The 19,535-nt window shown below is 41.6% G+C and carries 23 protein-coding genes and 1 pseudogene; 8 read left to right on the top strand and 16 right to left on the bottom strand.

Annotation, left to right across the window (positions count from 1 at the left end; translation table 11 throughout):
- The first annotated feature begins 368 nt into the window (after positions 1 to 368).
- From AC2YHV_RS16075 to AC2YHV_RS16060, 4 genes are all read left to right on the top strand, one after another.
- Positions 369 to 974 (top strand): protein kinase family protein, encoded by a 606-nt coding sequence (locus AC2YHV_RS16075; RefSeq protein ID WP_063574906.1) that lies wholly within the window; start codon positions 369 to 371, stop codon positions 972 to 974.
- Between the two features lie 34 nt (positions 975 to 1,008).
- Positions 1,009 to 1,452, top strand: coding sequence for a DUF6376 family protein (locus AC2YHV_RS16070; protein WP_054399099.1), 444 nt, complete (start codon positions 1,009 to 1,011; stop codon positions 1,450 to 1,452).
- A 119-nt stretch (positions 1,453 to 1,571) separates the two neighbouring features.
- Entirely contained in the window at positions 1,572 to 2,000 is a 429-nt protein-coding gene (locus AC2YHV_RS16065) for an SRPBCC family protein (RefSeq protein ID WP_095391274.1), read from the top strand.
- Positions 2,001 to 2,372, top strand: coding sequence for an ArsR/SmtB family transcription factor (locus AC2YHV_RS16060; RefSeq protein ID WP_098864694.1), 372 nt, complete (start codon positions 2,001 to 2,003; stop codon positions 2,370 to 2,372).
- Between the two features lie 39 nt (positions 2,373 to 2,411).
- On the opposite strand, the gene AC2YHV_RS16055 is transcribed toward AC2YHV_RS16060, so the two are convergent.
- From AC2YHV_RS16055 to AC2YHV_RS16015, 9 genes and pseudogenes are all read right to left on the bottom strand, one after another.
- Positions 2,412 to 5,261: a YhgE/Pip family protein gene (locus tag AC2YHV_RS16055; protein ID WP_487373652.1), complete on the bottom strand. Its 2,850-nt coding sequence runs from the start codon at positions 5,259 to 5,261 to the stop codon at positions 2,412 to 2,414.
- Between the two features lie 2 nt (positions 5,262 to 5,263).
- Entirely contained in the window at positions 5,264 to 5,770 is a 507-nt protein-coding gene (locus AC2YHV_RS16050) for an Rrf2 family transcriptional regulator (protein ID WP_063574903.1), read from the bottom strand.
- Between the two features lie 168 nt (positions 5,771 to 5,938).
- A complete protein-coding gene (locus AC2YHV_RS16045; protein WP_371748549.1) occupies positions 5,939 to 6,301 on the bottom strand; it encodes a thioredoxin family protein in 363 nt (120 codons plus the stop codon).
- A 736-nt stretch (positions 6,302 to 7,037) separates the two neighbouring features.
- Positions 7,038 to 7,432: pseudogene (locus AC2YHV_RS16040) on the bottom strand (VOC family protein).
- A 23-nt stretch (positions 7,433 to 7,455) separates the two neighbouring features.
- Positions 7,456 to 8,748, bottom strand: coding sequence for a family 8 glycosyl hydrolase (locus tag AC2YHV_RS16035; RefSeq protein WP_487373588.1), 1,293 nt, complete (start codon positions 8,746 to 8,748; stop codon positions 7,456 to 7,458).
- Positions 8,749 to 8,832: 84 nt separating this feature from the next.
- Entirely contained in the window at positions 8,833 to 9,417 is a 585-nt protein-coding gene (gene plsY, locus AC2YHV_RS16030; RefSeq protein ID WP_318292516.1) for a glycerol-3-phosphate 1-O-acyltransferase PlsY, read from the bottom strand.
- A 137-nt stretch (positions 9,418 to 9,554) separates the two neighbouring features.
- Positions 9,555 to 10,244 carry a VOC family protein gene (locus AC2YHV_RS16025; protein ID WP_487373587.1) on the bottom strand — a complete coding sequence of 230 codons (690 nt, stop codon included), beginning with the start codon at positions 10,242 to 10,244 and terminating at the stop codon, positions 9,555 to 9,557.
- Between the two features lie 149 nt (positions 10,245 to 10,393).
- Positions 10,394 to 11,041, bottom strand: coding sequence for a pentapeptide repeat-containing protein (locus tag AC2YHV_RS16020; protein ID WP_082854505.1), 648 nt, complete (start codon positions 11,039 to 11,041; stop codon positions 10,394 to 10,396).
- A 215-nt stretch (positions 11,042 to 11,256) separates the two neighbouring features.
- Entirely contained in the window at positions 11,257 to 11,739 is a 483-nt protein-coding gene (locus AC2YHV_RS16015) for a DUF4306 domain-containing protein (protein WP_487373586.1), read from the bottom strand.
- Between the two features lie 135 nt (positions 11,740 to 11,874).
- On the opposite strand from AC2YHV_RS16015, the gene AC2YHV_RS16010 reads away from it, so the two are divergent.
- On the top strand, positions 11,875 to 12,519 hold the full coding sequence (locus AC2YHV_RS16010; protein WP_487373585.1) for a DUF6944 family repetitive protein: 645 nt from the start codon (positions 11,875 to 11,877) through the stop codon (positions 12,517 to 12,519).
- Here AC2YHV_RS16010 and AC2YHV_RS16005 read toward each other — a convergent pair.
- Entirely contained in the window at positions 12,516 to 12,911 is a 396-nt protein-coding gene (locus AC2YHV_RS16005; RefSeq protein WP_487373584.1) for a VOC family protein, read from the bottom strand. The genes AC2YHV_RS16010 and AC2YHV_RS16005 overlap by 4 nt on opposite strands.
- Positions 12,912 to 12,972: 61 nt before the next feature.
- On the opposite strand from AC2YHV_RS16005, the gene AC2YHV_RS16000 reads away from it, so the two are divergent.
- The 3 genes from AC2YHV_RS16000 to AC2YHV_RS15990 all read left to right on the top strand — a co-directional run bounded on the left by AC2YHV_RS16000 (position 12,973) and on the right by AC2YHV_RS15990 (position 14,992).
- On the top strand, positions 12,973 to 13,182 hold the full coding sequence (locus AC2YHV_RS16000; protein ID WP_487373583.1) for a hypothetical protein: 210 nt from the start codon (positions 12,973 to 12,975) through the stop codon (positions 13,180 to 13,182).
- 178 nt (positions 13,183 to 13,360) lie between these two features.
- Positions 13,361 to 13,780: a MarR family winged helix-turn-helix transcriptional regulator gene (locus tag AC2YHV_RS15995; protein ID WP_048686687.1), complete on the top strand. Its 420-nt coding sequence runs from the start codon at positions 13,361 to 13,363 to the stop codon at positions 13,778 to 13,780.
- Positions 13,781 to 13,792: 12 nt separating this feature from the next.
- Positions 13,793 to 14,992, top strand: a complete 1,200-nt coding sequence (locus tag AC2YHV_RS15990) for an MFS transporter (RefSeq protein WP_413011840.1) — start codon at positions 13,793 to 13,795, stop codon at positions 14,990 to 14,992.
- Positions 14,993 to 15,051: 59 nt separating this feature from the next.
- Here the strand turns inward: AC2YHV_RS15990 and AC2YHV_RS15985 are convergent, their stop codons facing one another.
- From AC2YHV_RS15985 to AC2YHV_RS15960, 6 genes are all read right to left on the bottom strand, one after another.
- Positions 15,052 to 16,266 (bottom strand): hypothetical protein, encoded by a 1,215-nt coding sequence (locus AC2YHV_RS15985; protein ID WP_487373582.1) that lies wholly within the window; start codon positions 16,264 to 16,266, stop codon positions 15,052 to 15,054.
- Positions 16,267 to 16,290: 24 nt separating this feature from the next.
- Positions 16,291 to 17,118 carry a hypothetical protein gene (locus tag AC2YHV_RS15980; RefSeq protein ID WP_328129343.1) on the bottom strand — a complete coding sequence of 276 codons (828 nt, stop codon included), beginning with the start codon at positions 17,116 to 17,118 and terminating at the stop codon, positions 16,291 to 16,293.
- On the bottom strand, positions 17,115 to 17,801 hold the full coding sequence (locus AC2YHV_RS15975; protein ID WP_057279131.1) for an ABC transporter ATP-binding protein: 687 nt from the start codon (positions 17,799 to 17,801) through the stop codon (positions 17,115 to 17,117). Before AC2YHV_RS15975 ends, AC2YHV_RS15980 begins: the two co-directional genes overlap by 4 nt.
- The gene (locus tag AC2YHV_RS15970; protein ID WP_264639664.1) at positions 17,798 to 18,178 is read right to left on the bottom strand and encodes a GntR family transcriptional regulator; all 381 of its coding nucleotides are present in this window, start codon (positions 18,176 to 18,178) and stop codon (positions 17,798 to 17,800) included. The genes AC2YHV_RS15975 and AC2YHV_RS15970 overlap by 4 nt, the downstream gene beginning before the upstream one ends.
- Before the next feature lie 178 nt (positions 18,179 to 18,356).
- Positions 18,357 to 19,112 (bottom strand): AAA family ATPase, encoded by a 756-nt coding sequence (locus AC2YHV_RS15965; protein WP_034310704.1) that lies wholly within the window; start codon positions 19,110 to 19,112, stop codon positions 18,357 to 18,359.
- A gap of 189 nt (positions 19,113 to 19,301) precedes the next feature.
- On the bottom strand, positions 19,302 to 19,535 hold the full coding sequence (locus tag AC2YHV_RS15960; protein ID WP_487373581.1) for a hypothetical protein: 234 nt from the start codon (positions 19,533 to 19,535) through the stop codon (positions 19,302 to 19,304).

Raw genomic sequence — 19,535 nt, 5'->3', positions numbered from 1 at the left:
ATGATAACTATTAAGTATATTGATATAATTACTTGCCGCTCAAATTAATGCTAATGAGACGAGCATCTTTCTGCCTAAATCGAATATATATAAAGGGTAGGCACACGATCCTTATATTTGACGGATCGAGGCAATGACCTATATAATTACTGTATATAACTTATAAGAATCCTTCTGTTAAGGGGAGTAGCTATACAATAAAGTCGTCAGTACAGGATTGAATCCTCGGCTTTATTGGCAACTGATTTTAGTTGTTTGCAAGACCTTGCCGATTATTTGGTGAGGTCTTTTAATTTAAGACGGTATAACCAATAATCGGTTATACCGTCTTTTTTGATTCGAAAAATTGCACAATAGAGGTGAAAAGTATGCAGAACTATAACGAATTAGCTCAAAGCGTTAAGATTTCCGATGATAAAAAGCATGTATTGCTCGATGCCGACCCATCTTTATCACTGATCGGAAAAGGCCGAAGCGCATATGTTTTCCGAATACATTCCACCAATAAAGCACTAAAAGTCTTTTTCCCGGATCATACTCACACAGCTAAAGTTGAAGCTGATATATACAAAACCGTCCAATCCATCGAATACTATCCAACCCTATATGATGCGGGGGTAAATTACCTGGTTATAGATCACATTGAAGGCAACACTCTTTTTGAATGTTTAACATTGGGAATCCCGATAACGGAAGAAAACATTGCGGAGATAGACCATGCGCTGCAATTGGCAAGGAAAGAGGGATTGAACCCTTCGGATATCCACTTACGAAACATCTTCATCACTTCTGAAAAAAAGGTGAAGATCATTGACGTTGCAAGGTTTAAGCAAGTGAAATCCTGTAATCAGTGGCACGACTTGAAAAGTGCTTTTCACCTATTCTATTCGAAGTCGTTTTTTCCGAAGAAGATTCCCAGCTTCATACTCAATTCCATTGCAGCAATTTATAAAAAAAGATTTCTGCCCATCTGATCCTTACTATAAAAAAATCACATTGGAGGCACATATGAAAAAGATAATGACCATTGCTCTGCTGTCCATCCTTACATTAAGCGGATGTTCAGCATTAGAAGAAGTCAATTCATCATTGGAGTATGCAGATGATGCGACGGAGTATGTAAATACCGTTCAGGATTTTGCCAATGAGGTTCCCGCCATGTCACAAGACGCCATCACGAATGCCGAAACAAGAGCAAATCTTGAAAAAGAACTGGAATTGATGAAAACGGAGATTGAAGAATTCAATGCAACTGAACCACCCCAAATCGCTGAAGGCATCCATGAGAAGATCGTCAGCTCAAATCAACAGCTGTCAGATGGAATTGAATTATATCTGAATAATATTGAAAAGGGCCAAATTGATCCTAAGGCATTGGAAGATTCAGAGATAATGAAATCAATCGATAATATAACGGGATTGGCAAAACAAATCGAAGAGTTGGGAAATTAAGCCTCCTGCAATGAATAAAAAGGAATCGCTTGAAACAAATTATTGACATGAAACCAAAAGGTTTTATATAATCAACAAAGCAAAACCAATTGGTTTCATATTTTCACTCACAAAGGAGAATCAGTATGGAAAATACATTACAGGATATCAAGAAGACGGTTATTCTTGAGGCACCTATCCAAAAAGTTTGGGATACAGTTTCCACTGCAGAGGGCATAGCTTCATGGTTCATGCCAAATGATTTTCAACCGAAAGTGGGACATGAGTTCCATGTGCAATCACCCTTCGGCCCATCTCCTTGTAAGGTAACGGAGTTAGATGCTCCTCATCGCCTTTCATTCAGTTGGGATACGGACGGTTGGTTCATTTCCTTCCTTTTAAAAGAAGTGGATGGCAAAACGGAGTTCACCCTTATTCATGGCGGCTGGAAAGAGCCTGATACGATTCTTACGAAACCGAACGAAAAAAGCTCAGTGATTCGCGATAGAATGAATCATGGCTGGGAACAGATCGTTAATCAAGGTCTTAAAAAGGCTGTTGAGGGCTAAGTGTCTGCATCAGAAAAACACGATGTATTCCAGGCTATCGCCGACCCAACCCGCCGAAAGGTCCTGCAATTGCTTGCTGAAGGGGATTTACCCATTTCAGAAATCACTTCTCACTTTTCCATGAGCCGTACGGCAATTGCCAAGCATCTTCATATCCTTTCTGAAGCTGAATTGGTCAGTGGCCGGAAGGTAGGAAGAGAGAAACGCTTTCGGCTTCAGCCGGAACCTTTAGCGGAATTGAAACAGTGGCTTTCTTTTTACGATCAATTCTGGGATAACAAATTATCCATCCTTAAACATGTGATTGAAAATTCAGGGGAAAATGGATTGAAAGTCATCGAAAAAGAAAAGGACACGACTGAACCAACATAATGACAAAAACCCCCGGCGCATTGCACCGGGGGTTTTTGTTTATGCATTCATCTCAATATTATGTGCTTTTCGCTTCTTGATGACCATCGTTAGCAATAGCAGCAGATTAAAGACAATGATGCATCCAGTAAGGAACACTATACTTGCTGTCAATGCATCCGCCCCAAGGCTCGTACTCATCGCCTGGCGGAAGCCCATGACAGAGTATGTCATCGGAATGAACGGGTGAACATGACTGAAGAAGTTATTTGTCAGTTCCACAGGGAACATTCCTCCGCTTGCACCTAGCTGTAATACAAGGAATATCATCGCCAATAAACGACCTGGATTTCCAAATCCTACGGTCAAGAAGGTAACGATGAACATGAACGTTAGGGAAGTCAGTATGGAAACCCCAATGAATTGCCCCATGTTCTCTACCTGTAAATCCATTCCCCAAATCATGATCGCATCCAACACTAATGCAGAAAGCGTCGCTTGGATGAATAGGACCGTAAATTTACTGAACCACCATGCCACTCCTGATGTTGGCCTAGTAGAAGGCAAGCCTGTCGGGAATCCCATATTGAAGGCAATGGCTCCAACAAATAACCCTAGAGACAAGACATAAGGAGCCAGTGCATGACCATAATTCGGCACGTCACTGCTTTTTTGTTCTTTGACCTGTGTCGGTTCAGCAATCATGCTGTAATTATCATCGGTTGTTTTATTTTCACTAATTTCTTTTGCACCATCACTGAGTTTTTCCGAAAGCTCGACCGTTCCATCTTGAAGTGAGGAGATTCCCTCACCCAATTTACCGGAACCTTCAGCAAGTGCTGATGAACCTTCATTGATCTTACCCGCGCCATCAGCAAGCTGGATGACCCCATTGCTCAAAGTAGGCAGATTGCCTGCCAATTGTTCAGTTCCTTTAACAAGTGCTGATGAGCCCTCGTTCAAGGCCGCTGAGTTGGCATCCAGTTGATTGGCCCCATTAGCCAGTTTGCTTGCCCCTTCTCCAACTTGGCTAACACCAAATGCGTACTTCTCAAGACCACTCCCAAAGGAGGATGAACCTGCTTGCAGTTGTGAAACTCCATCAACCAATTGACCAGATCCCTCAGTTAGTTTTGAAAGGCCATTATTCAACGAGGAACCGCCTTGTGCTAACTGGTTGATCCCCTTCACTAATTCCGGTGTCCGTTCATTTAAACTTTGCGTTGCCGCCGTTAATTGATTGCTGCCTTCTACAGCTTCATTCAAGCCGCCATTTAATTGGGTCGCACCAGGAATCAATTGTTCTTCCAGTGCGTTCATTATTGACGTATATCCGTTTAACGCTGAAACGGCGTTTGGATTGACTTTATTCACTGCATTATTTAAATGGGCCACTTGTTCCGGAAGCTGCCCTAATCCATTCAATACAGGCATTACCTTATCCGTTAATTGCGTTGATAAGTCTGATACACTTGCTGCAAGAGCCGATGCAATTCGTTTTTGTGCCTCCGCTTGGCTTTGAAGTTCATTTTGAATGGCTCCGATTACTTCTGATTGCTGTTCACTGGTCATGCTTTTGAAGGCTTCCGTGTTTTGAACGGCACTGATCGTGCTCTGACCATTATTCGCAATCGTTGATTGAAGTTCCGTTAACGCCGCTTGACTGTTATTGAGGTCTTCGGTAATGCCGGATACGGTACCGGACGCGCTGCTTCCTGCTGGAACCGCTTCTTGCAATTGATTTACACCGCTTTGAATGCTTGTCAGTCCTTGCTTAAGCTGATCCAGCTGTTCTTCTCCGGGCAATTGACCATCCATTTTTTTCAGCCCGTCATTTAGCGCCTGGCTTCCTCCTGCCAGTTTATTGATTCCATCATTTAAACTCTGCTGACCTGCTGCCAATTTTGGAATTCCTGTCGATTGATCCGTCAGCTGGCTTGCATTTTGTGATAATTGATTCAACCCATCATTCAAATTCGCACTGCCTGTTTGCGCTTGTGCCAATCCAGTATTCAAAGTTTGCGCTCCTGGAACCACTTTGGCCAGCCCAGTGGAAAGCTGGGAAGAACCTTCTATAAGTGCTTCACTATTATTAGTTAATTCCCCTGTGCCTGATGCGAGTTCGTTCGCACCCTTTTGCAACTGACCGACACCGGAGGTATATTGTGAAATACCCTTATTCAATTCCGACGCGCCACTTTCAAGCTTGTTGGCTCCTTCCAAAAACTCGCCAACGCCCACTTGGAGTTTATTCGCTCCATCTTTAAAAGTTAATGTGCTCGAAGCTAACTTATTCAGATTTTCCGTCACTTCTTTGTTTCCATCATGCAGTTTTTTTGCACCGTCATCCAGCTTGGATGCCCCATCTGCCGCATCGCCGAATCCTTCACCGATTTCATCCAGTTGGGAGAAGATCGCTTCCGCATATTCTTTTGTGACACTTTCGGCAATTTCCGTTTTCATATTATTCGTTGCCTGTTTCCCGACCGTTTCAGAAACGAAACTGCGTCCAGGATTCACATCATACGTCAGATTCATTTTTTTAGGCTCATCATCCATTACGGTAGAAGCATTTTTTGAAAAGTCCTCCGGAATGGTGACGACCATATAATATGTACCATCATCGAACCCTTTTTTCGCCGCTTTTTCCGTTACGAAATGCCATTCTAAATCATCATTGTCCTTTAATTGCTCGACTAGCTCATTACCGACTGTTAAGGTTTTCCCCTCATATTCGGCCTTTACATCCTTATTCACGACTGCAACGGGCAATTTGCCTGTTTTTCCGTATGGATTCCAAGCGGAACTAAGGAATAACCCCCCATAAATAATCGGGACGAACAGTAAAACGATTGCGACACCGACCAATTTTCGATTCGTAAGGAAAAGCTTCCATTCTTGTTTAAGCATATTCACTTCTTTTCACCTTTCTTTTCACGCAGTACATCACTCAATGACGCGGTATTCCAATTAAGGGTCGGTATGTCCGTGGTGCCAAAGCTTTCTTTAAGCAAATCCGCCACTGTTTGGCTGGAAAAGAACTCTATTAAAAGTTGATCCGCCCGAGAAAACATCCGACGAAGGACGTCCATTCCCTTCTCTGCATACTCTCCATCTTTAAACGCTTTTTCTATAAGTCCTGTATCCGGAAACATCGAAATGGGACCTTCCATCGCCTCAATAATTTCAAGGTTTTTAATCTTATCTACACTTTTGGCAAGAGTAAGGCCGCCGTTATTACCAGGAACGGAAGTGATTAACTGCTTTACGACCAATTTCCTTATGATTTTTTTCAAATAAGAAGGAGACACCTCTAATCGCCTGCTGATCTCATTTGACGAAAGCGGGACATTTTTATCCTGGGTAGAGAGTATAACGATGATGCAAATAGCTTGCTCGACCCCTTTTGTTAATTGCAAATCATTTCACCTCTTTTAGCATGTATGTGGATGTCATATATCCATAATGGATATTCGGTATCTATAATTAAAACCCGTTTCACCTTAGAAATCAAGTCATTTCCAGAAAAAATTTCTAAAAAAAAAGATGAACCCCTCATTACAGCACCATGGGGTTCACCTTTTCTTTTATAGGTCTTTTAAAAATTCATTGACCGCTTCTGGAGTTTTAGCATTTGCACTGTGCAGGTGCGCAACCTTTTCCCCATTTTTAAATACTAAAAGTGATGGAATTCCCATTACCGTTTGCTCTTCGGAAATCTCAGGGAATTCGTCACGATCGATTGTAAACCACTGTTTGTCTTGATGTTCTTGAGTGATCTCATCGATGAACATGTCTAAACGTTTGCAGTCCGGGCACCATGTAGTCGTAAAAATCCCGACCGTCAGTCCCTCTTGGTTGATTTGTTCACGATATTCTTGTTCTGTATTGATATTTTTCATGATTGTCTCCTCCGGGCTTTTCTTATCATCATACTTTAATCCATGAATTAATGTACTCAAGGATTAATATATAATTAATTCCTTCACAGCACAAACGGTTTATCCTAAAAGTATCTAACTCTTGCCCGGATATGATGCCTCGTTTTCTTTGTGTCCAAATCTCTCGTTAATGAAAGAAGAAATCCTCGAAATGAATCCCCTATTTTCAAGATAGTGGCAGCTTTTTTCAAAAATGATCAATTCACTGTCAGGAATCTTTTCGACGATGTGAATCGATGCCTCTACAGTCTGAAAAAATATTCAGTTGATTTCAGAAATCCGCTCCCTTTCCGCCGACTGTCTGCCAAGCCTCCTCACCGCAAGCGGCTGTGGGGTCTTGGCTAGCCAGTTATTCGGCAGGAGTGTCGCAAATTTCTTCAATCTAGCGGGTGGATTCATAAAACACTAAAAAAACATAATCAAGGTTCAGGATGAGGCCAGCCTACAGTTCTTTCTTAAAAAAACATTCCAGTTGATTGGAACGGAAGGTGCGAGACTCCTGCGGGAAAAACGTGTCCAAGGGAGACCCCGCAGGCGCAAAGAGCGCCGAGGAGGCTCCCGGACCGCCCGCGGAAAGCGAGTGCCTGGAGTGGAAATCATATAGTTACAACCAGGTCTTGTTTATGTTTTTTCGTTGTTAACGCACTTTTTTCGATCCGTCCGCTCCTCATGGTGGTGTCACTTACGGACCCCCTTTGGTCAATAAACTGAAAAAAGCCACTATCCAGTGGCCTTTTCATTTCATTCATATTGGGAGAGTAAGCTGCCAGGAAACACCAAACTTATCGGATACCCAGCCGAACTTCTTACTAAAGAAATAGTCACCCAATGGCATCATCACTTGTCCGCCATCAGTTAAGCTCGAATAAAGCCTGTCAATTTCCTCTTCACTATCACATGTAAGGAAAATGGAAAATGATGGTGTAAATGTAAATTCATGCTTAACATTGCTATCGATGCACATGAATTCCTGATCCTTCAAGGAAAAGGTAGCCTGCATGCTACTCCCTCTGTACCTGATTCATTTGCACCATACCGAACAATGCTGGTTATTTTCGATCCTTCGATTAAAGATGTGTAATAATTCATCGCTTCCTCCGCATTACCCTCGAACATCAAGAAAGGTGTGACCTTCATCATCCTCATCAAACTCCTTTTCATCTTTAATTGGTTTCTTCCAATGGCGCCCACCAGTTACCCGAAGCCACGATCATTGTCTGTAATTTTATCGTATTGGCAAAATAGTCATCATCATCTTGTTCCTGTATCGTCCGGTTCCATAAGCGGTTAATCCATTGCTGATTGGAGGAATCCACCATGGCACTCACCATGAATGGAGCGACAAAGCTTGTACTATTCCCTTCTTCCACGGCTTTTCCGCTTAGCGTATAACCGGATTGGATATTTTCAGGGTTGCCATCCGTTTCCGCTTTAATCCAATCATTCATCTTCTTTAATTGCGGCAGCGCTCTTTCATCACCGGTCAGTAAGTAATCGAGCGTATAGCGCCATGGGGTCCTGCTGCTGTTCCAGCTATAATTGCCGTCATTCTCCCCTTCTAAAAAGTCCGCTTCTGCCGGCTGAAATTCTCCCTGGGATTGTACAATGAAGTCCGGGATGAGGCCAGTATTGCCGCTTTTCTCCTTATAAATAGATAGAATGACCTTATAGGCCTTATCTCTTACATCTTTCCATTCTTCATTCCCAGTCGCCGCCTCAAATGTCTTAAAATGATTGAGAAGAAGGTCAGAGGAACGAGTCGATTGTCCGTATACGTCATCTTCATCTTCCGCCCAGTCCCCTAGTTTAACAAGGGACTGCGACCGATTTATTTCATTCGACATGATCGCATCCAAGATGTCCTTTGCACTTGCAAGATAGTCGATCTCCCCTTCACTTCCCCACTGCCGGTGAGCCAATAATAATGAATAGGCGATATCCATATCGCCATCAGTTGCTGAATCGGCATCCCCTGGCGTATTGATGATTTTACCCGATTTATCCTTTACTTGCTGCCACGCCATCAATGAAGGGTCATGATCACTTCCATGCGCCTTATAAAAACGATAAAGCCCATCAAAGTACCTCTTGTCCTCGCTGCTTGCCATGATTGCCGTTATCATCATCCCATAACCATGCGCTTCAGAAACGGTCACTGCATTCTTGGGCTCAGCATATCCTTTGTCATTGTAAAAAATATAATATTCATCATTTTTATCGGCAGGCTGCTTAAGATAGTTATCTTTCCAGGTTTCATAAAAAGTCGTCACGGCAGCATCCATTTCCTCCTGTGACAGATTGTCAGGTTTTATCGTCCCCGCTTGATAGACTGTATGCTGGGGAAATGCCCTCTTACCGGCGACCTCTTTCTTTTTGGTTTGAGAAACCCATGCTATCGAGGCAATGATCCCAAAAAAGATCACGCCCACCGCTATCAATAAACTTCTTTTTTTCATGGCTTTGCTCCTTGGGTTATGGTGCAGTATTCACTTAGAATATTGAGCGAACCATAAAAATTTGTATGTAATTCATTTCTGCTATCATAAGGTCCTGCCCACTTTTGCTTCCGTGCCCTTCCATATTCTCTTTATATTTTCTCGATGCAAAATGACGACGAATAAACAAATAAATGATGAGAGTGCAATGATAAGCCTGCCTTCAAAAAATAAGCTGTATATCAATATGGAAATGCTCCCCAGCATCGAACTGAGAGATACATATTTTGAAGATAGCAAACTAATGAGAAATACCATGCAAGCAATGAATGTACCTAATGGAGCTAAAAATAAAAACACTCCCGCCGATGTTGCCACGGCCTTTCCCCCTTTAAATCCCGCGAAAACAGGAAAGGCGTGGCCAATTATCGCAAGTAAGCCGCATAGTGCAGGGGAAACGTTCGAATGCAGCGCCATCGGGAGTACGCAGGCTATGATGCCTTTCAATAAATCAGCAAATGCTACTATCGTCCCTGCTGTCTTGCCCAATATCCTAAAACTATTAGTTGCGCCAAGATTTCCACTCCCATATCCGCGGATATCGGTGTTGTAAAACGATTTCCCGATGACCAAAGCAAATGGGATGGAACCTATTAAGTAACTTAATAGGAGAATTATCATGTTAAGCATAAATTACCTTCTTCTTGTTATTATTTGAGATTATTCTTTATTCATTCTTTTACAATCCCGAAGACAAAACCATCATAGGAAATACACCAATGACAGGCAGCCCTGCTTCTGCTTTATTGCCAAAATATAAATCAACATCATTCCCCCTTTTTCATTTCCATAAATCCTTCGCCATCCAATGAAATTTCCAGATGCTGATTTATGACTAGCGAAAGCGGAAAGGTTTCCGACTCTTTATCCGAGAAAATCCAACGCCGTTTCCTTGGACCTAAAAGTAAAAACGAACCTGCTTCATGTTCACCCATGAAATTCAATCCATCTTCTCTTATCGCTTCACCATTCCTTACAGGCACACCATTGCTGATCAACTGATTTCCCATAGCCCTGACTTCATCTGTCGTAATGTTTATTTCACTGATGCACAGGACGTTTTGAGCTGAAAAAGACTCAGTCGCGGATTCGGGTGATACGGAATATCTCGCTATGAACTCGACAATGTTGCCTGAAGGGTCTAAAAAATAAAAAGACCGTGCGTCTAAAAAGCTGAAATAAACTTCGTCATCATCCTCTTCCCTGGTCAATTCCACTTTTGATTTCGCCCATGCTTTTGCCGAAATAAATAAATTGGTCGGAATGTTCATGGCAAAGTGGTAAAAGGGCTTATCTTTGTGATGATATTTTTTGATTTCAAGCACACTATCCCCTGCCTTAATTTCAAAAGCATCATCCGTTTGCGATAGTAACTCAAATCCTAACACATCAACATAAAAATTCCGCATTTCCTTCCAGGCATGACCATACAAAGTGACCTTATTGATAATCAACATTCAATCCCCCTTTCACTTAACAAATATTGTAAAGCAATACTGCATTTGTGCAAAACATATCATTTTATTCACTCTGCCGATATTCACCACACATAACTCAAAAAGGACCGCCAAATCAGCGGTCCCTCGCTTCAGCCTTATTGAAAGGTTCACTCTTTAATTTTCAGTCCGAGCATGGCTGCAAAGACTATCGCTTGGTCCGGGGAAACTTCGCATCCTTTTAAATCTTCCGGGGATACGGTAATCCTTTGAAATGCAGAACTGCTAATATCAATTCCCTTGAGCGGTGTCCGGGAAAAGTTCACTTCATTTAATCTGCATGTTTCGAACTTCACTTTAATGAATTTACACTCATAATAATCAGCACTTTCCAATGAGCAATGATCGAACCTCACTTGCTTTAAACTGGAATAACCAAAGGCACTTAAATTCAGGTTGCAATTCTCAAAGAAGACATTCCCTAAGCTTGCGTCAGAAAGGTTAATGCCTAAAAGTTTGGACTCTTTGAATTCCACACGATGAATCGAGCCGCCCATGAAATCGGCATTCGTTAAATCGCAATGATCAAAGATGACATCCGTCAGCTCGATATTCCTGAATGATACATCACTGAATGTCACATTTTTAAAAACAACTTGTGATAATACGATTTTGTCCATTTTTTCTCTATCGATCGTGCAGTTGGTTATGATACAGGACTCAAGATAAGGCTCATCTTGATAATATATTTCCTGAAAGTTCGCTTGTGTTAAGTCTTGGGGGATCTTTGGCTGTTCAATTTTGATTTTGCCTGACATATTATCACCTTTTCGTTTTAGTCTTCAATCACTGGTTTATCCAATCGATAGGGGTTCATCGCCGGTATTATAACAACTGGTCTACTAAATTTCGACTTAACTATAAACTACATTACAGTGAAGTTCAATCTAAGAATTTCGCGAAAATGACTATTATTTTTCGTTATTTTGTGTCAACAATTTGCACAAAAAAAGCTGCCTCATCGGCAGCTTGCTTACTTCATGAGCGTATTGAATCCTCTTGGCATCCGATAATAATAGAGAGCTGCAGCCATTATCGCTATCATTCCGCCTATCAGAAAAAATGCTTGAAAGATATTTCCTCCAACAGTTGGGGAATTGGATACATAACCGCTAAAAAACAGAAAAATGACTCCAAATCCCAATAAGAATAGGGCCATCTTTTTAATCCTTCTTTGCAACAGGATATATCCCGTAAGAATGATTAAGTACGATGCGGCTAGGACCATAAGAAATGGAAATAACGGTTTGAATTTTGCGGCATACACGAAATGATCGAAATTCGAAATATCATCTGCCTCTATCGGCTGTTCATCATTTATGTGTGTGAAATGCGTGGAATGCTTCCATTCCCAAGGTCTATCCAGAATTTCGCTTCCTTCATACCAGGTACAAAACGTAAAAACCATAAAGAAAAGTGCTGCGATAATCATTTGCAAAAAATTTTTAAAAGTCAATATCATCTCCTCCAGCTGTCATTATACCAATAAATGGGTAACTTACAACCTGAGCCCAAAGTGATAAAGCATTAAGTAAACAAACACTGTTTCCTGAATAATATAATCTAACCACTTATAAGGAGCGTTTAAGATATGATCACTCATAGAAATGGAGATGACCTCCTTATTTCAGCAGCATGGTTACTTGGCATCGGCACTCTTGTTGGTGCAATCGGGCAAACCCGGCAAACTTTAACGAGCACTAATCTCGGAAAAGATCTCATCCTCAAAGGGAATGGCATTGAAGCCGTTGCAAATTCCCTGCAAGCGATCGGCCGTTCAAAAATGCTGAATCCGGAAAACGAACGTTCGGAATCCTACTTTATATTCGGCAATTGGCTTGAGGCCATTGGCAATACCGCAAATGTAGTTGGAATAGATATGCAGTTGAGTGGTTCAGAGAAGGAAGGCACGAGAACCGATGCAATCGGCAGTGGAATCCAAGGCCTGGGTGCCGCTTTTGAAACATTCGGTGCAACGCTGACTGATGAGGCCATTTCACCTTTTGAGATCAAGGGAAATGGCCTCATTGCAGCCGGTTCATTTTTGGAATCGGTCGGAAATATTTTCATTTTAAATGAAAAAGTACGGATGGGAGAACAAATTCTTTTACTAGGCAGCTGGACCCAGGTTTTCGGTGCATTCATATTGATCGAGGCCTTTTCACTTGGCCCAGAGCCCGAACCTGAGAATGGGAAAGATGGAAATAATGGTTATAGCTATGCCAACTATTGTTAAGGGGCCGCGAGTTCGACCTTCATCCGATCTGGATCTTCGAAATATACAGCATAATGATCCTCCCCGCCGGCAAATGGATGCTGATCGGCGTAAAGGATGGTAACTCCTCTGCCCCTTAACTTTCTGGTGATCTCATCAACCTGTTGCCGGGAAGCGGCGTGAAAGGCTAAATGGTTAAGACCCACTCGTCCCCTATGATAGGGAATGTCAAGAAACCTTGTTTCCGCTTGTACAAAAACAATGTACACCTCACCCAATCTCCAACTCCTCCCGCTTTCCCACTCCTGAAATGGCTCATAGCCCATCTCGTCCAAAAACCAGCCCCAAAAATCAATGCTCCTATTTAAATTTGGAACATACAGCTCAATATGATGAAGAAATCCCTTTGACACCTGTAATCCTCCTCTTATGATCACTTTTTGGAGCGTTTACTCGTGAATTGGCGCCTTTCTCGTGAGTTTGGTGCTTTTACTCGTGAGTTTAGGCATTTTACTCGTGAATTTGGGCGTTTTACTCGTGAGTTTCCGACTTTTACTCGTGAATTGGCGCCTTTCTCGTGAGTTTGGGCCTTTTACTCGTGAATTTGGTGCTTTTACTCGTGAGTTTGGGCCTTTTACTCGTGAATTTCCGACTTTTACTCGTGAATTGGCGCCTTACTCGTGAGTTTTGGACTTTTACTCGTGAATTTGGTGCTTTTACTCGTGATTTCTGCCGTTCTCTCCCTTTTTTTATCAAAATAACAACACAAATCCGAGTGGACAGAATGGATTTATTTTGGTATTATAGTTACTCAGGGTAACGATTACTCATGATAACTATATATTGATAAGAGGTGTTTCTCATAAAGACTTTCCAAAAATTCTTTCAGCAATTATTGCTGCTGTACCGGCCGTTTGAAAATAATCTTAATATCCAGCTGAACAAGCATGATTTACACAGGGCGCAATGGTCCATTTTGTATTACTTGAACAATTATGGTTCGGCGACGCTTGTAGAGCTTGCCAATTACCAAAGCGTGGAGAAACCCACGATTACGAGGACCATTGCCCGCTTGGAAGAGCTGGGGTATGTCGAGCATGTGCCAAGCAAAGATAAACGCGAGAAAAGGATGCGGCTTACGGAGCTTGGCAAAAAGGTCTACAGCGAAGTCCGCGTGACAATCGATCAATATGAACAGGAAATCTTGAAAGGGATCACGGAAGAGGAACAACTCGCTGCCATACGCATCATGGGCGAAATTAGAAATAACATTATAAAGTAAGGAGATAATAACATGGATCAATCCAGAACCAGACTGTGGACGAAGGACTTTGTCATCGTTTCGTCCATCAATTTTTTCATAACATTAATCTTTTATTTACTGATGGTGACACTTGCCATCTATGCTGTTAATGAATTGGATGCTTCTACAAGCGAAGCGGGACTCATATCGGGGATTTTTATTATCGGGACGTTGATCGGACGTCTGTTCATTGGCCGTTTCATTGATTCAATCGGCCGTAAGAAAACGTTATTCATAGGTTTGATCTTTTTCACTTTGACAACAATTCTTTATTTTGTGGACCTTGGAATCGGCTTCCTGCTTGTTAACCGCCTGATCCATGGGATGGCAATGGGGATGGCAAGTACCGCGACAGGTACGATCGTCGCGCAGATCATTCCGCCGACACGAAAGGGTGAAGGCATCGGCTATTACAGCATGAGCGCAACACTTGCGACGGCTATCGGTCCTTTCATCGGTCTTTTTATGGCTCAACATACAAGCTTCCAAGTCATTTTCAGTTTCTGCCTGGCTTTAGGTGTGATCTCCTTGATTACAGCATTCTTCCTGTATGTCCCGGCATTGAAAGTGACGGCAAAAGTTACGGAAAGCAAAGGATTCAAGCTTTCCAATTTCATTGAACCTAAGGCACTGCCCATTTCAATCATCACTCTGTTATTGGCTTTCTGTTATTCCAGTGTCCTTTCTTTCATCAGTTTCTATGCCATCGAAATCGATCTGGTCAATACGGCAAGCTTCTTCTTTGTAGTGTACGCAGTAGCCGTATTGATATCACGTCCTTTCTCAGGACCATTGATGGACCGGAAAGGATCGAACTTCATTATGTATCCGGCTTTCATTATTTTCGGAGTCGGCTTGCTGCTTCTAAGTATGACAACCAATAGTTTCACTTTACTGGCAGCTGGTTTCCTCATTGGCCTCGGATTCGGTAATATGCAATCAAGCTCGCAGGCGATTGCCGTTAAACTGACACCGCCTCACCGAATGGGGATGGCAACGTCCACCTTCTTTATCATGCTTGATGCAGGACTTGGATTCGGCCCTTATATTCTGGGATTCATCATTCCGATAACAGGTTACAGCACACTTTATGTCATCTTGGGCGTTTTGGTCATCTTGACCTCCGTCCTTTACCACTTCCTGCACGGCAAGAAGGAACGTACAGCCAGAACGAACTTGGCTTCCATTTAAATAAAAAAGGGATATCCTTTTGGAGGATATCCCTTTTTTATTTAAAGCTTTTTTGGTCCTTATTTTATTTCCAATTCATCTATAAAAAGTTGAAAACTTTTGCTGTCCTTTTTATTTATGACTGTTTCACCTTTATATAAAGTCTTTCCAGTCTTTATATCTGCAATCAGAAGTTTGGCAGGCTTGTATGTTAAAACGTCTTGATCCACTTCGTTCCCTAATAGGAAGTACACACGCCCGTTCTTAATGGCAGCGAAGTCTTGTTCCTTTTTATTAGCAGCTATATCCAGCTCGGTGTCATTCGTTAATGTTTGACTGCTGAGGTCAAACGTTTTAATGCGATATTTACCTGATTTCATTTCAACTGCATAAAGGTTCTTTCCGTCTGCATATCCTGATCTAGCCATGTCCAGGCTAAGCAATTCTTTTTTTACCGTTTCTAATTTTTCCGTTTCATAATTATAAGATAAAAGCTTGCTTTCCTTTAGTTTTTCCTCAAATGGACCATCCTCATGATTTACCCCTTTAATTAATGAAATGAATACCATGTTGTTTGGCTGTGAGGGAGTAAGGTCGATTGGCATTTCAAAATCAACTTGATTAGGGTAAGTAAAGGATTCAGATACAAGGGTTTTATCGCTCAAGACTTTTTTATTGGCTACATCGATCGTATACAGATGAACTTCTTTCGTTTGCTTCTCATTGTTGGAATTCACATCATTCATCGTTAAAACCTGTAGTTTTGAATGGACCAACTGCACATCCCTGACATCAGCATTCATGATTCTCCCTTGATTCGGAAGTTCAATTTGGAATGAAGTTTCCTCTTCGTCCTTCTTCTCCAGTAAACCGATATCAAACTTTGCTTCCATATTCCCGCTCTTTGTATATTTGCTATTCACCCAAGCGTAAGCGAGGAAATCATCGTCTTCATATAAAGAACTAATGGAATCTTTGCCACGCATAAACGAACGATGTTCTTTTACCAATCTGTCAATTTGATGATCTTGTCTTCCAGTTAAGTTCTCCAAGTAAGACCTTTCGCTGACATATGTCGTTGTATTGGATTCAATTGTTAATGGTTCATAAAAATTACTGTCATTTTGAAGCGAAGCATTTATGATCACCGGATCAAGCTCTTTATCGCTGCCTTCCAGTGTCTTGAACGTATACTTTGGAAGGCTGGAAGCGGAGGAAGCTACTTTGACATAATAGGTCCCGATGCTTAAGATGACAACCATTCCAATAATGATGCTGCATAAATAACGTTTCACCTTGTTCACTCTCCTTTAAAGTTGTTATACGGTAACGCGATTTTTCAATAACCAAGCACCAAGCCATACCGATAATCCTGTCAAAATGATTCCTATTGCGAGCATCAGGCCAAATAATTCATTAGGATAGAAATAGAAATTCCCGATTTCCATTAAAACTGGGGCTAAAAACAACACCGCAGCGATTCCGCAATATAACAAGCCCATTATGATTCCTTTTATGCGGAAACTTCTTTCAAACATGATCGCCGTGAATAATATCGACATGATCATAAGACCGATGCCATAGGAAATTAGGAATTGCGTGAACGTGCTTGGAATGATCAATGACAAAATCGGATTGGCTATCGTGATAGTAGAAATTGACATTTCATTCAAAAGGGCTTCCGGCACATTCGAATTAAATAGGGCATTTTCCATAGGTAAAATGATGATTTGGAAAGCAATCATCCCTAATACCATCAGGAAGATGGCCGTAGCTTTTGAAAGGTAGATCGATAATCTGGATGTCGGTAACATCAATAGACGATAAATGAACGTATTCTTTCCAAACCAGTCACGATACCAAATAAGGAAAATGTAAAAAATAAGGGCAACCGCACTCAGCGCTATCGGTCCTACAAACAAAAGGGAATTGGAAATATGATTAAAATCAAGGCTTCCATAATTAGTAATATAAGCGGCTTCAGATAGTCTTTCTTCCTTCATGATATCCCTGGCATCATTAAGAAGGCTCTTCGTTACGATGATCACTCCGGCAAATTGCGAAACCAAGGTGATCAACAATAAGCTAAGATAGATTTTACTGAAACGGTTGATTTCAAAGTTCACTAGTTTTATATATCGCATCATGATTGATACACCTCTCTCATTACATCGACTACCGATTTCCCTTCCTCTTCCCGCATTTCTTCTGTATTGAACTCTTTAAGCACCGAACCGTTATCCAATAAAATGACCTTATCGATCAAATGTTCAATATCACCGATTTCATGGGTCGTGATGATGACTCCTCTATCTTCAATTAGGTGGCTCGCAAAGACATCGGCAATTTGCTCGCGGCTAAACATATCGATTCCCGAAAATGGTTCGTCCATCAGTACATAATCGACGTCAAGGGACAAACCAAGCATCAGGTTGAGCTTAGCTGTATTCCCTTTTGACAATTCCGAAATGCGATTCTCCTCTTTAAGCTTGAAAAACCCCATTAGCTGGTTAGCTCTTTCCGGATTCCAGGACGTATAGAAATCCGACATGAAAACCATGGCCTGTTTAATGGTCATTTGCGGAAGCATGGTTGGTGCGTCCGGAATGAAGGTGATTTTTTCATAACTGTCCTTTGTCATCTTTTGATCATCGATCAGGATTTCACCTTTATATGGCGTCAATCCCATGATCGCTTTGAGTGTAGTCGTTTTACCGACACCATTTATCCCGATCAGACAAGTGACTTCTCCTTTATTGGCTGTAAATGAAACATCATCCAAGATCTTTTTCCGTCCATAATTCTTGGAGATCTTTTTTACTTCTATCATTTTTCTTCCTCCTCCCTTATTTCTTCCGCGTATTTTTCTTTAACCACACGAAGCAGTTCATCAACCGGTACATTAATCGGACGAATCGCATCGACAAATGTATCAACGGCCGCCAAAATCAATTCCTGCCTTACAGCCTGTAAAATCGTTTCATTCGTCGTGATTTGACTGGGGAAATTTCGTTCTGTATGAATCAAGCCCTGTTCCTCCATTTCTTTATACGCTTTTTGAGCGGTATTGGGATTTATATTGAGTGAAGCCGCCAGTTCTCTTCGTGAGGGAATTTCCTGCCCCGCCACGAAATTACCAATGGCTATTTGTTCTTTGAAATGCCTAACGACTTGCAGATATACCGGTTCCCGGGTATTTACGTTCATTAAAACCACCCCCTATTTATTTAAAAAAGTCTGATATGTGTGTATGTACTAAGTGGTTCATACACCTTATAGATGTACTATACCCGCAATACACCTAGGCTGTCAACAACCAATTCCAAAAAAATGAAAACCCCGAATGCGCAGTGCAGACGGGGTTTTCGTTGGAGATGCTAAAATCTCATTGAAACAGATGATGAAGCAGCCGATCTTTATCTTCGAAAAACTGTTTCATTAACAAATAGTGATTGGACTCCTCTAATGCCACCTCACTCATTCCCTCATCTGAAATTTGGAGGATTTTAGCATCCGGATAGGCCATGATGATCGGGGAATGGGTGGAAATGATGAATTGGGATCCTTGTTGAACAAGCTCATTTATCCTGGCCAACATCGATATTTGTCTCAATGGGGATAAAGCAGCTTCAGGCTCATCGAGAATATACAATCCATCGCCTTGAAATCGTTCTACAAAAGCAGAAAAAAACGATTCCCCATGGGATTGCTGGTGTAGCGATTTTCCACCGAAGGAATCGATGATTTTCGACCCAAAAGATGACTCCCTGTCCAATTCCTCTATATTCGTAGCTAAATTATAAAAGGTTTCCGCCCTAAAGAAGAAATGATCCTTCGGTTTGTATACGCCTTTTTTCAAACGGAGGTATTCGTCCAAATTGGAATGTGAATCATAATTGGAAAAATTGAAATTCAACGTTCCTCCTTCTGGATTGAAGCCATACGCTATCGCAATACCTTCAAGCAAGGTGGACTTCCCCATTCCATTTTCCCCGATGACATAGGTAACACTGGGATGAAAAGCCACTTCCTGAAGGTGCCTGATAACCGGAAGATCTAGAGGGAAATGGTCATACGAAGATATGCGGTCTCTATTGAGGTAGATGCCCCTGATATACTGTGAATCATAATCTAGTTTCATTTGTTATCCCCTTCTGTAGAAAATGTATTTAGTGCCCTTCCATTAAGAAAGCAACAATCCAAGACGCCATAGATTATTCAAATTGATAGATTGATAATGTTTGATTCTAAATGAACATCCACTTTGGATGCAATTCAATTAAACTTACTGAAATTCGCTGGGTTGAATCTTTCACTCCCGATTCTTTTATCAATGCAGGCAATTCCTTATCCGCATACCGTTGATGTGAATATGCATTGTCCCATATGATGCAGCCAGATATCTGCCGTTTTGCCTTTTACCGAATGCGCCTGACAGCATGCCCGGTGTCATCGCCCTGTTCCCTGCGTCTTTTAGCACCTGCTCAAAACGGGCTTGTTTAACATTTTCAACAGAACATTCAGCCACTCGCAGCAATATCCCTTTGTTCAAAAAATACGTCAT

It is taken from the genome of Peribacillus sp. SRI_006 (genome assembly GCF_057586375.1).
The sequence above is the reverse complement of the archived record's forward strand: the minus strand, read 5'-3'. Positions and strand labels throughout refer to the sequence as shown.